Genomic DNA, 12,306 nt, shown 5'->3' with positions numbered 1-12,306 from the left:
TTTAAATTGCCAGCTTAATATCAGGAGAGCAGGTTTCCAGGCTCAATTGATGCATAGTTGGCCAGACGGATTCGTCATATTGGGTTTTAGCTTTTATCTCTGCCTGAGTAAGAAGAGACACAAGCTTAAAGATTTTTCTGGCTGAAAGACGAGTCAAGGCTGCGTTATACAAAGGGCGTTTATTTTGCCACACACGGTATTTTTCAAACACTTGGTTTATGTTCATCTTGGTCAAATCCTGATGCATGCTCAGCAGTTGGTTGAACTCTTTTTGCACGCTACGAATAAGAATCACCGCCTCCACGCCTTCAGCTTCAAGCTGACGTAAGATACGTTGGGCACGGTTAGCTTTTCCTGCAAGCAAAGCATCAATCCAGTTGAACGTTGTAAAATGGTTGTGTCGACTTAACGCTTCCTCTAAACGCACGATGGTGAGTTCGCCATCAGGGTAAAGCAGAGCGAGTTTCTCTAAGCTTTGCGACAGTGCAAACAGGTTGCCCTCATGCCACTGAGCGAGCATTTGCAGCGATTGCTGGTCTGGTTTTAATCCAAGTTTGCGACAACGAGCCTGAATGAACATTGGCAGGCGCTGGAGGTCTGGTGTCAGGCAACTTACCCAGTCACCTTTCGCGCTGAGCGATTTAAACCATTTACTGTTTTCCTGCGCCTTAGTCAGCTTACTACCGATGATGACCAGCATGATGTCGTCATGCATCATGTCTGACAGTGCCTGCAGTTCTTTGCTTATTGCGGTGTTGATGCCACTTTCTGGTATTTCGAGCTCAATGAGTTGGCGGCTGGAGAACAGGCTGAGCGCTTGAAAGCAGTCATAAACCTGATTCCAATCTAAGCTCGCATCAACCGCAAAGCGATGCTTTTCTTCAAAACCGTGTTGGAATGCGGTTTTTTGGATTGCTTGACGGCTTTCTTGAATTAATAGTGGTTCATTACCAAAGATCAGGTAAATCGGCTTGATGTGCTTGGCTAAATGATCCGCCAGCTTGTCAGCATATACTCGCATGTTACTTAAGAATTCGTGTTCGCAGTTGGCTGGTTAATTTCGCCAGACTCGTATTCTGCACGCACTCGTCCTAACTGACGCATCATTTGCTTGGCAGCTTGTAAGTGCATTTCATCTTTAATCACGTCGCGTTCAACCGACTTAGCCAAGGCTGTCAGTGGGTTATCCAGATAGTTGCGATTGACTGTAGTGGTGTAGTTCTTCGTGCCATAACCCGGGATCGTGACACGGTATTGTACAACGTAAGTCAGTTCTTTCTCTGCCGCACGGCTGTTTTGGTAAAGCGATAGCGTGCGCTCTTCAAGGCTTGTCTCAATCAGATGTAAGTTTGGTACGCTTGACGATGGTTGAACTAATTCTACTTTATTCAGCGTGAGCTGAGATTTCACGTAGCGGGTTAGCTGGTTGTATTCATCGTAACTGGTGAATGACATGGTGTGCAGCTCTTCCGGTACAGAGTATTCGCCGCGAAGGTGAAAACCACAGGCAGAGAGAAGTCCGGCTAATACCAATACCACAGGTAGTTTAATCAAAGAGAAAAAGCGCATTGATTGTATTCATCCTAAATTGCATAAGGGGGATATTTACCTTAAACCACTCAGTGGGAATGGTTTGAGGTAAATAAACAGGGTAGAGGACTACCCTGTTTAATGACTCTTGGTTAGCGAATAAGTTCGCTAAGCTGAGAGAAATTGCAGACTATGATTAGTTTGCAACGATGTTCAGAAGTTTACCCGGAACGTAAATGACTTTACGGATGGTTTTGTCTTCGGTGAACTTAGTTACGTTCTCATCGTTCAGACCAAGCTCTTCAACTTGCTCTTTAGTTGCGTCTGCTGCAACAGTCAGTTTCGCACGTAGCTTACCGTTAACTTGAACAACGATTGTTTTTTCGTCTTCAACCAGTGCTTTCTCATCGAAAGTTGGCCAAGTCGCGTTGTCGATGTCAGTCTCACCCAGTGCAGTCCATAGCTCGTATGAAATGTGCGGAGTGATAGGGTAAAGCATTGCAACTACTGCTTTAAGAGCTTCATCAAGGATAGCACGGTCTTGTGCTGACTCTTGAGGCGCTTTCGCTAGCTTGTTCATCAGTTCCATGATTGCTGCGATAGCCGTGTTGAATGTCTGGCGACGAGCTACATCATCGGTTACTTTCGCAATGGTCTTGTGAACGTCACGACGTAGTGCTTTTTGATCACCAGAAAGTGCATCTGCGTTAACGGCTTCTGCTGCACCTTTTGCTGTGTGCTCTTTCACTAGTTTCCAAACACGTTTCAGGAAGCGGTTTGCACCTTCTACGCCAGACTCTTGCCACTCAAGCGTCATGTCTGCTGGAGAAGCGAACATCATGAACAGACGTACTGTGTCAGCACCGTACTTGTCTACCATCTCTTGAGGGTCGATACCGTTGTTCTTCGACTTAGACATTTTGATCATGCCTGAGTGCTCAACGTTGCGACCTTCGTTATCGGTAGCTGAGGTGATACGGCCTTTACCGTCACGCTCAACTTTCACGTCAGTTGGTGCAACCCACTCTTTGCCGCCTTTCTCGTTTTCGAAGTAGAACGCGTCTGCCAGTACCATGCCTTGACATAGTAGTTGCTTGAACGGTTCATCAGACGTTACGTAGCCCGCATCACGCAGAAGCTTGTGGAAGAAGCGTGAGTACAATAGGTGCATACAAGCGTGCTCGATACCACCGATGTACTGGTCTACTGGTAGCCAGTAGTTTGCTTTTTCTGGATCCAGGATGTCGTCTGCTTGTGGTGAACAGTAACGCGCGTAGTACCAAGAAGATTCCATGAACGTATCGAACGTGTCAGTCTCACGTAGAGCTGGTTCGCCGTTGAATGTAGTCTTCGCCCATTCTTTGTCTGCTTTGATTGGGCTCGTTACGCCGTCCATCACCACGTCTTCTGGAAGAATCACTGGTAGTTGGTCAGCAGGTACTGGGTGAACTTCACCGTCTTCAGTCGTTACCATTGGGATTGGTGCACCCCAGTAGCGTTGACGAGATACACCCCAGTCACGTAGACGGAAGTTAACAGTCTTAGTGCCTTTACCTTCTGCTTCTAGTTTCGCTGCGATTGCATCGAATGCTGCTTGGAATTCAAGACCGTCGAACTCACCAGAATCGAACAGAACGCCTTTCTCTGTGTATGCTGCCTCAGAAACATCTAGCTCGCTGCCGTCAACTGGTTTGATTACAGGAACGATGTCCAGACCGTACTTAGTTGCAAATTCGTAGTCACGTTGGTCGTGAGCAGGTACTGCCATAACCGCGCCTGTACCGTAGTCCATCAGTACGAAGTTTGCTACGTATACTGGTACTTCACGGCCGTTCAATGGATGAATCGCAGTAAGGCCAGTCGCCATACCTTTCTTCTCCATTGTCGCTAGCTCAGCTTCAGCAACTTTGTTGTTCTTACATTCGTCGATAAATGCTGCAAGCTCTGGGTTGTTCTCTGCTGCTAATGCTGCAAGAGGATGGCCTGCTGCGATACCCACGTAAGTCACACCCATAAGTGTGTCAGGACGAGTTGTGTAAACTTCTAGATCTTGAGCTTGGTCTTTCACTTGGAACTTAAGCTCGACACCTTCAGAGCGACCAATCCAGTTACGCTGCATGGTTTTCACCATTTCAGGCCAGCCGTCTAGGTTGTCTAGATCGTCCAGTAGCTCTTGTGCGTATTCAGTGATCTTAATGAACCACTGAGGGATCTCTTTTTGCTCTACAGGCGTGTCACAACGCCAACAGCAGCCATCTTCAACCTGTTCGTTCGCTAGAACGGTTTGGTCGTTTGGACACCAGTTCACTGATGAGGTCTTCTTGTAAACCAGGCCTTTTTCGTAAAGCTTAGTGAAGAACTCTTGTTCCCAACGGTAGTATTCTGGCGTACAGGTCGCGAATTCGCGGTTCCAGTCGTAACCAAAGCCTAGAAGCTTAAGCTGGTTCTTCATGTACTCAATGTTTTCGTAAGTCCATGGCGCTGGTGCTGTCTTGTTTTTTACTGCTGCGTTTTCTGCAGGCAGACCGAATGCATCCCAACCGATAGGTTGCATCACGTTTTTGCCTTGTAGGCGTTGGAAACGAGATACTACGTCACCGATGGTGTAGTTACGCACGTGACCCATGTGCAGTCGACCACTTGGGTATGGGAACATAGATAGACAGTAGAATTTTTCTTTATTTGGGTCTTCACTTACAACAAAGGTCTTGTTGTCATCCCAGTGCTTTTGAACTTTCTGTTCAATGTCTTGTGGGTTGTATTGCTCTTGCATCGATGATATCCGGTTATCTTGGAATTTGTGAGTTCGGTTAGAACAGACTTAAATAGATCGTCATAGAATACCTAAAGCTAGGGATCACAACAATAGCCAATCTGTACCCTTGCGTACTCAAGTCACGCAGGTAGGAGAAAGATGGAGGTCAGTTATGCCTAAACGTAAAACAGGTTATGAGGAAATGCTCGAGGATGTGATTGAAACCTTGAAGCACAGTCCTGAAGAAGTTAACAAAGCGATAGAGACGTCAGGCAAAGTGGTGGAAGCCGCGAATGACCTGACTAAAGATGAGTTGGCTTTGATTAAAGCGTACGTCAAATCTGACTTAAAAGAGTTTTCAGAAAATTACGAAGACAGTAAAAGTGGCCCTTTTTACCTCACGATTGCAGATTCAATCTGGCAAGGATTGTTAGAAATTACTGACCGGACCAAGGTTGAATGGGTTGAGTTATTTGATGACCTCGAGCATCAAGGCCTGTATGAAGCTGGTGATGTGATTGGTTTGGGTACTTTAGTGTGTGATGAATGTGGTCATAAAACCACGTATAACCATCCAACCGTTATTATTCCGTGTATCAAATGTGGTCATACTGGCTTTAGTCGTCAGTCTTTAAAACCTTAACAAGTATGAAAAAAGAGGCCGTTTGGCCTCTTTTTAGTTGATTAGCTTTTCTTTCTTGGTGTCCACCAAGCGAGCATCAAACTTAATGCTACCCAAATATACAATGGCCAGGTGCCAACGAGTCGATAGGGCGTTTTCCCATCGGTTGGAGTCAGTTCTGCACGCAGCACTGCAGTTTTAAACTGCGGTACCTGCTCGATAATCTTACCTTTGTGGTCTGTGACGGCAGTTAATCCGTTATTCGTTGAGCGGATCAGAGGCTTGCCTAGCTCCAGTGCACGCATACGGGCGATTTCCATATGCTGAAGTGGACCAATCGAATGCCCAAACCACGCATCGTTAGAAAGCGTGAGGATGAAATCTGTTTCGTCGTTGACGTTTTGACGAACCTGCTCGTTAAAAATGATTTCATAACACAGCGCAGGTGCCATATGCATGCCATTCGCGACGATGTTTGGCTGCACAAAATCCCCTCGACTGAATGAAGACATCGGCAAATTAAAGAAAGGCGCAAGTGGGCGTAAGATGTCCTCAAACGGCACAAACTCACCAAATGGCAGCAAATGATGCTTATGGTAACGTTCTGTTAAGTCAAAGCTGTAATCGCCATATGGCGTCGCTCCGAGAGAAAGAATGCTATTGTAGAACTGTCGGTCTTCGTCCTGATTCACTACACCAGTGATAATGGCGCTGTGATTCATTTTTGCAGCACTGTCTAAGTTCTGTAGAAATGAAGGCACTTCTATCTCAAAAGCGGGAATCGCCGCTTCTGGCCAGACAATGATGTCCGCATCCCAGTTTTCACGAGTCAAATCGGTGTACTTCATAATGGTTGGCCAGCGCTGTGTTGGCAGCCATTTCAGTTTTTGGTCGACATTGCCTTGGATCAGCGCGACTTTGGTGACGTCCTGAGAACGAGGCGTCACCCAATCATACTGACGGATACCAAAACCTGTGCTCAAAAGTACAGCCGGTATTACCACCACTAGCCACTGTTTATGTAACCAAGCGTATGCCAATGCGCCAGCAGAGATGATAATAAACAGAGTGAGAAGCTCTACACCGCCAATTGGAGCAAAGCTCGCCAGCGGGGCGTCAATCTGGCTGTATCCGAGCCATAGCCATGGGAAACCTGTCATTACCCAGCCACGTAGCCAATCGGTAATCAACCAAAGAGCAGGCGCGGCAAGTAGTGCGGTAGTTAAGGTGAATTGAGGAAAGAACTTGTTTTTTAGCCAGGCAAACAGACCCGAATAGATCGCCAGATAGGCAACTAACAGACCCATTAAGAATAGATTGGCAATCAGCGGCATACCGCCATAGCCAGCAATACTGACGTATACCCAGCTGACGCCGGTAGCAAATTGGCCAAGGCCCCATGAATAACCGATCCAAAGTGCGCGTTTAGGCGTTTGGTTGGCAAGAAGGATAAGCAGTATCGCAGGGCTAAGAATAGCGATAGGCCATAGTTGGTAAGGAGCAAAAGCCAGTGTTGTGGAAGCGCCAACAAAAGCGGCCACTAAAGGCCGCTTGAGGCGATGAAAGAGTACATTCATCATTATATTTTTCTGATATTCCCGGTAGGGTATCGCGTTACTCTTGAGTGGCTTCAACCAGTGTTTCTTCGTCTGGAATAGTCACTTGGAGTTGAATGACACGACGGTTATCGGCAGCGGTGACTTTGAAGTTATAGCCTTCAATTTCAACCAGTTCACCACGAGAAGGCAGGTGACCAAAGGCAGTCATTACCATACCACCTACGGTATCCACCTCTTCATCGCTGAAGTTGGTGCCGAATGTCTCATTAAACTCTTCAATCGTTGTCAGAGCTCTGACAGCAAACGTATGTTTGCTTAGCTTACGGATGTCAGTCTCTTCCGACTCGTCAAACTCATCTTCGATATCGCCAACGATTTCTTCAAGGATATCTTCAATGGTTACGAGGCCTGAAACGCCGCCGAATTCATCGACAACAATCGCCATATGATAGCGTTCTTCGCGGAACTCTTTTAGCAGGCGGTCGACCCGTTTGCTTTCCGGAACCACGACTGCAGGTCGAATTACTTCTTCAATATCAAATGGGTTGCTGCCTGAGCCTAAGTATTTGAGTAAGTCCTTCGCAAGTAGAATGCCTTCCACATGGTCTTTATCCTCGCTGATAACAGGGTAACGCGAGTGTTGAGCATCCGTGATTAGCGCGATTAGCGTATCTAAATCGTAAGTGCGCTCAACAGTAACCATTTGCGAACGCGGGATCATAATGTCACGCACGCGCATTTCGGAAATTTCCATAACACCTTCGAGCATATCGCGGGTGTCGTGGTCAATCAGGTCATTTTCTTCTGAGTCGCGGATAACATCCACAAGCTCTTGGCGGTCTTTAGGATCGCCCTGGAAAAGTTGACCTAGACGTTCAAAGAAGGACTTTCTACTCGGACCTTCTGCCTTTTCTTTCTTACCTTCGCTAGAAGAGGGAGAATTATCTTCGTTCATTGTTTCTCAATTAAGTAACGCTATCAGAAGTGTGATAGCTCACGTAGAAAGACGAACACGAGGGTAATGTAGGTGATTCGCCTTTCCCTGTTGAGCAACCGAGGTTACTCTTTTTCAGCAATGTAAGGGTCTTCATAACCCATACCCTGCATGATTTCTGTTTCGAGGGACTCCATCTCTTCGGCTTCGTCATCCTCGATATGATCATAACCTAGCAGATGCAAGCTGCCATGTACAACCATATGCGCCCAATGTGCTAACAGAGGTTTATTCTGTTCTATCGCCTCTTTTTCAACTACTTGACGACAAATAATCAAGTCACCAAGCAGATCCATTTCCATACCCGGAGGGACTTCAAATGGGAAAGATAGCACATTAGTCGGTTTATCTTTACCACGATATTCGTGATTTAAAGTGTGACTCTCTTGCTCATCGACAATACGAATGGTGACTTCTGCCTGCGGCTGAAACAGAGGAATAGTCTTATCCAGCCACAGTTGAAAGTCTTCCTGAGAAGGCAAGCCTTCTTCGTTTTCGACTGCCAGTTGAAGATCAAGTTCAATCGCCATCTTTATTCCTTAGTCGCAGTAACTTGAGCGCTTAGTTCAGCTTTTGCCGCTTCAAGCAGTTTGGCATCACGCTCTTCACGGCGACGCTTTTCAAACTCTTTACGCTCTTTCTGGTCTTGCGCTTCCCATTTCTCGTACGCGTTAACAATACGAGCCACAACAGGGTGACGCACAACGTCATCTGCCTGGAAGAAGTTAAAGCTGATGTCGTCGACTTCGCTCAGTACTTCGATTGCGTGACGAAGGCCTGATTTTGCACCGCGTGGCAAGTCAATCTGAGTCACGTCACCAGTGATGACTGCACGTGAGTTAAAACCAATACGCGTCAGGAACATTTTCATCTGTTCAACCGTCGTGTTTTGGCTTTCATCCAGAATGATAAAGGCATCATTCAGGGTACGACCACGCATGTAAGCCAGTGGTGCAACTTCAATCACGTTACGCTCAATCAGTTTTTCAACGCGCTCAAAGCCTAGCATCTCGAACAGTGCGTCGTACAGTGGACGAAGGTATGGGTCAACCTTTTGGCTGAGATCGCCAGGCAGGAAGCCCAGTTTCTCACCCGCTTCAACCGCTGGACGAGTCAAAAGAATACGACGGATTTCTTGACGCTCTAAAGCATCAACCGCTGCCGCTACTGCAAGGTAAGTCTTACCTGTACCTGCCGGGCCAATACCAAACGAGATATCGTGAGTCACCATGTTAACCAAGTATTGAGCCTGGTTAGGAGTACGTGGTTTGATTACGCCTTTTTTGGTTCTCACGAACACTTCTTTACCGTGTTCAATGTTTGATTCAGTGTTTTGTTCTAAAACGCCTGATTCTTTAATCGATAAATGGATCTGCTCAGGTTCGATGTCTGGGATCTCGCCACGCACAGGTGCGGTATCGACATAAAGTGATTTCAGGATATCCAGAGCAGCAGCAGAAGTGTGTGGTTTACCAACAATGGTAAAGTGGTCACTACGGTGGTTGATTTCAACGCCCAGACGGCGTTCTAAATGCTTGATGTTGTCATCGAAAGGACCGCACAGGCTAGCTAGTCGGCGGTTGTCTGAAGGTTCTAGGTTGATTTCTAGAGTTACTATTTTATTGCTCAATGTTGCCTCTCATTTTTGCCATTTACTGAGAGCCTGATAACGACCAGGCTCTCCATGGCTATTTGTACGAGCTTAAGGCGTAAAAGTAGCTACACCCAGCTCATCTTCGCGACGTGTTTTCGCCATCATTTGCGTTGGTGAAATCACACTACGAAGGTCCATGTCTTTTTCAGTACGTACTAGCTCACCACGCAATGAGTTTGCAAATACGTCTACAATTTTCACGTCTACGAACTGACCAATTAGGTCGGCGCTACCTTCAAAGTTTACTACACGGTTGTTTTCTGTACGAGCGCGCAGTTCCATTAGGTTTTTCTTAGAAGGGCCTTCAACCAGTACACGCTGCTCTGTACCAAGCATTAAGCGAGAGTAACGCATAGCTTGTTGGTTAATCGTTTGTTGAAGTTCGTATAGACGCTCTTTCTTCTCTTGTTCAGATACATCACATGGGTAATCCGCTGCTGGTGTACCAGGACGTGGAGAGAAGATAAAGCTGAAGCTCATGTCAAAGTCTACGTCTTTGATCAGCTTCATTGTGTCTTGGAAGTCTTTGTCTGTTTCACCAGGGAAACCAACGATAAAGTCAGAACTGATCTGAATATCAGGACGCGCTTTACGCAATTTACGGATGATAGACTTGTACTCGATGCCTGTATGTGGACGCTTCATCATGGTTAGGATACGGTCACTACCACTTTGTACTGGCAAGTGCAGGAAGCTTACTAGCTCTGGTGTATCTTCATAAACAGCAATGATGTCGTCTGTAAACTCTAGCGGGTGGCTAGTCGTGAAACGAATACGGTCGATACCATCGATAGATGCAACCAGACGAAGCAGTTCAGCGAATGAACAAATCTCACCGTCGTGCATTGGGCCGCGGTATGCGTTTACGTTTTGACCTAGTAGGTTAACTTCACGTACGCCTTGTTCCGCTAACTGAGCGATCTCGAACAATACGTCATCCATCGGACGGCTAACTTCTTCACCACGTGTGTATGGTACTACGCAGTAAGTACAGTACTTAGAACAGCCTTCCATAATTGAAACGAATGCCGTTGCACCTTCCGCGCGTGGCTCAGGCAGGCGGTCGAACTTCTCAATTTCTGGGAAAGAAATGTCCATGACTGGAGCATCGTCAGATTGAGACTGTTTGATCATCTCTGGCAGGCGGTGCAGAGTTTGTGGACCAAAAATAACGTCAACGTATGGTGCACGTTCACGAATATGGTCGCCTTCTTGTGTTGCTACACAACCACCCACACCGATGACTACGCCAGGTTTTTTATCTTTTAGTGTTTTCCAACGGCCAAGCTGGTGGAAAACTTTTTCTTGCGCTTTTTCACGGATCGAACAGGTGTTAAGTAGAAGTACGTCTGCTTCCTCTGGCTCTTCCGTCAGCTCATAGCCGTTTGCAGCATTAAGCAGGTCGGCCATTTTTGATGAATCGTATTCGTTCATCTGGCAGCCCCAGGTTTTAATTAGCAGTTTCTTACTCATCTCACTTTCGCTCGTTCAGTTGTACTTAAATCGGAGAGCTATTGCTCAAATTATAGCCGCCATCACGGCGGTAAGCGGCGTATTGTACTGCTTTAAAAAGCACCTGACTAGTGATCTGGCTAATTCTCTGCAAAGCCTGATGAAATCTAGGCTTTTGCCTTATATCGAACAAGGTTTTTTAGCTCGCAAATCAGGCAGAAACACTCGGTTTACAAATGGGTAAATTTACGCAGAGTCCGCATCTTTAGGAAGAGGGAAAATAAACCGTTTTGTAAATGGATTGGCTGAAAGTACAATTGAAAAGGCAATTTAATCAAGATAATGAAGAACAAAAAATGAACAGATATGACATCGCCGTAATCGGTGGAGGCATGGTTGGAGCGGCAATCGCGATAGGGTTCGCACAGCAGGGCAGAAGTGTTGTTGTTGTCGAAGGCACAGAGCCAAAGGCGTTTGAACCGTCACAAGCGATGGACATTCGTGTATCCGCCATCTCACACCAATCCGTTAAGTTGCTTGAATCACTGGGTGCATGGGCATCGATCCAAGCGATGCGTGTCTGTCCTTACCGTCGTTTGGAAACATGGGAGCATCCAGAGTGTCGCACACGATTCCATTCCGATGAACTGTCTCTAGAGCAACTTGGTTATATTGTTGAAAACCGCCTGATTCAGTTAGGTTTATGGCAAGCCTTCGATAACCATGACAACCTCACTGTAGAGTGTCCTGAACGCCTAAAAACAATCGAATTTGGTGACGTTAATCGAGTGACTTTAGAGAGTGGTAAGCAATTTGAGGCCCAATGGGTGATTGGCGCCGATGGTGCTAACTCAAAAGTGCGTCAGCTTGCCGGAATCGGGATCACGGCTTGGGATTATCGCCAACACTGTATGCTGATCAACGTAAAGACCGAGTTGCCTCAACAAGATATTACCTGGCAACAGTTTACGCCAAGTGGTCCTCGCTCTTTCTTACCTTTATGTTCACTTACTGAAGATGGTCAGGAAGTAGGGCAAGGATCTCTGGTTTGGTATGATTCGCCAAAACGCATCAAGCAACTTGGTGCCATGACCAAGCCACAATTAAAAAACGAAATTATAAGTTACTTCCCGAAAGAATTAGGGGATATAGAGGTTCTGCAGTTTGGTTCGTTCCCTTTAACTCGCCGTCATGCTCAGTCATATTCGAATAGAGGCTGCGTACTCGTCGGAGATTCCGCTCACACCATTAACCCGTTAGCTGGGCAGGGTGTGAACCTAGGCTTTAAAGATGTTGATGTGTTGCTGTCGGTTACACTAGGTCAGGAAGAACTCACTGAGCCGCTTTTGGCCAAATATGAGCGAGCACGTCGTCCTGATAATCTGTTAATGCAAACGGGTATGGACTTTTTCTACAAAGGCTTTAGCAATGATTTAGGGCCTTTGAAGCTTGCACGCAATGCGGCATTAAAGTTGGCTGAACATTCAGGGCCAATTAAAGCGCAAGTGTTGAAATACGCGTTGGGTATGTGATCAGAAATAAATAGCAGATAGAAAAAAAGCGAGCCAAGAGCTCGCTTTTTTAATTCGACAAATCAGAGATTCATCGAGTCCAGAAACAGAAAAAAGAAAAAACCCAGCAAACTAATGCTGGGTTTTCCGATAATGGTGCGGAAGGAGAGACTTGAACTCTCACACCTTGCGGCGCCAGAACCTAAATCTGGTGCGTCTACCAATTCCG

The 12,306-nt window shown here is 46.4% G+C and carries 10 protein-coding genes; 2 read left to right on the top strand and 8 right to left on the bottom strand.

The genetic code is table 11. The features are described 5' to 3' along the window. Window position 1: 1 nt before the first annotated feature. The 3 genes from holA to leuS form a co-directional block, all read right to left on the bottom strand. On the bottom strand, window positions 2-1,021 hold the full coding sequence (gene holA / locus V1U08_RS19455) for a DNA polymerase III subunit delta (protein ID WP_239951767.1): 1,020 nt from the start codon (window positions 1,019-1,021) through the stop codon (window positions 2-4). 5 nt (window positions 1,022-1,026) lie between these two features. After that, window positions 1,027-1,569, bottom strand: a complete 543-nt coding sequence (locus V1U08_RS19450; protein ID WP_014231051.1) for an LPS-assembly lipoprotein LptE — start codon at window positions 1,567-1,569, stop codon at window positions 1,027-1,029. A 157-nt stretch (window positions 1,570-1,726) separates the two neighbouring features. Beyond that, window positions 1,727-4,303, bottom strand: a complete 2,577-nt coding sequence (gene leuS / locus V1U08_RS19445; protein ID WP_020333724.1) for a leucine--tRNA ligase — start codon at window positions 4,301-4,303, stop codon at window positions 1,727-1,729. A 154-nt stretch (window positions 4,304-4,457) separates the two neighbouring features. Between leuS and V1U08_RS19440 the strand changes: the two genes are divergently transcribed. After that, on the top strand, window positions 4,458-4,928 hold the full coding sequence (locus tag V1U08_RS19440; RefSeq protein ID WP_014231053.1) for a zinc ribbon-containing protein: 471 nt from the start codon (window positions 4,458-4,460) through the stop codon (window positions 4,926-4,928). Between the two features lie 41 nt (window positions 4,929-4,969). Here the strand turns inward: V1U08_RS19440 and lnt are convergent, their stop codons facing one another. The 5 genes from lnt to miaB all read right to left on the bottom strand — a co-directional run bounded on the left by lnt (window position 4,970) and on the right by miaB (window position 10,587). Then, window positions 4,970-6,487, bottom strand: coding sequence for an apolipoprotein N-acyltransferase (lnt, locus tag V1U08_RS19435; RefSeq protein ID WP_330471281.1), 1,518 nt, complete (start codon window positions 6,485-6,487; stop codon window positions 4,970-4,972). Between the two features lie 34 nt (window positions 6,488-6,521). Beyond that, window positions 6,522-7,421 (bottom strand): CNNM family magnesium/cobalt transport protein CorC, encoded by a 900-nt coding sequence (corC, locus tag V1U08_RS19430; RefSeq protein WP_014231055.1) that lies wholly within the window; start codon window positions 7,419-7,421, stop codon window positions 6,522-6,524. A 104-nt stretch (window positions 7,422-7,525) separates the two neighbouring features. Next, entirely contained in the window at window positions 7,526-7,990 is a 465-nt protein-coding gene (gene ybeY / locus V1U08_RS19425) for an rRNA maturation RNase YbeY (protein WP_239951773.1), read from the bottom strand. Between the two features lie 2 nt (window positions 7,991-7,992). After that, on the bottom strand, window positions 7,993-9,090 hold the full coding sequence (locus V1U08_RS19420) for a PhoH family protein (protein ID WP_014231057.1): 1,098 nt from the start codon (window positions 9,088-9,090) through the stop codon (window positions 7,993-7,995). Between the two features lie 72 nt (window positions 9,091-9,162). Then, on the bottom strand, window positions 9,163-10,587 hold the full coding sequence (gene miaB, locus V1U08_RS19415; protein ID WP_014231058.1) for a tRNA (N6-isopentenyl adenosine(37)-C2)-methylthiotransferase MiaB: 1,425 nt from the start codon (window positions 10,585-10,587) through the stop codon (window positions 9,163-9,165). Window positions 10,588-10,922: 335 nt separating this feature from the next. On the opposite strand from miaB, the gene V1U08_RS19410 reads away from it, so the two are divergent. Then, window positions 10,923-12,098, top strand: coding sequence for a 2-octaprenyl-3-methyl-6-methoxy-1,4-benzoquinol hydroxylase (locus V1U08_RS19410; RefSeq protein ID WP_330471280.1), 1,176 nt, complete (start codon window positions 10,923-10,925; stop codon window positions 12,096-12,098). The last annotated feature ends 208 nt before the right edge of the window (window positions 12,099-12,306 follow it).

The organism is Vibrio sp. YYF0003, assembly GCF_036350715.1.
Taxonomy (GTDB): Bacteria; Pseudomonadota; Gammaproteobacteria; order Enterobacterales; family Vibrionaceae; genus Vibrio; species Vibrio natriegens.
The sequence above is the reverse complement of the archived record's forward strand: the minus strand, read 5'-3'. Positions and strand labels throughout refer to the sequence as shown.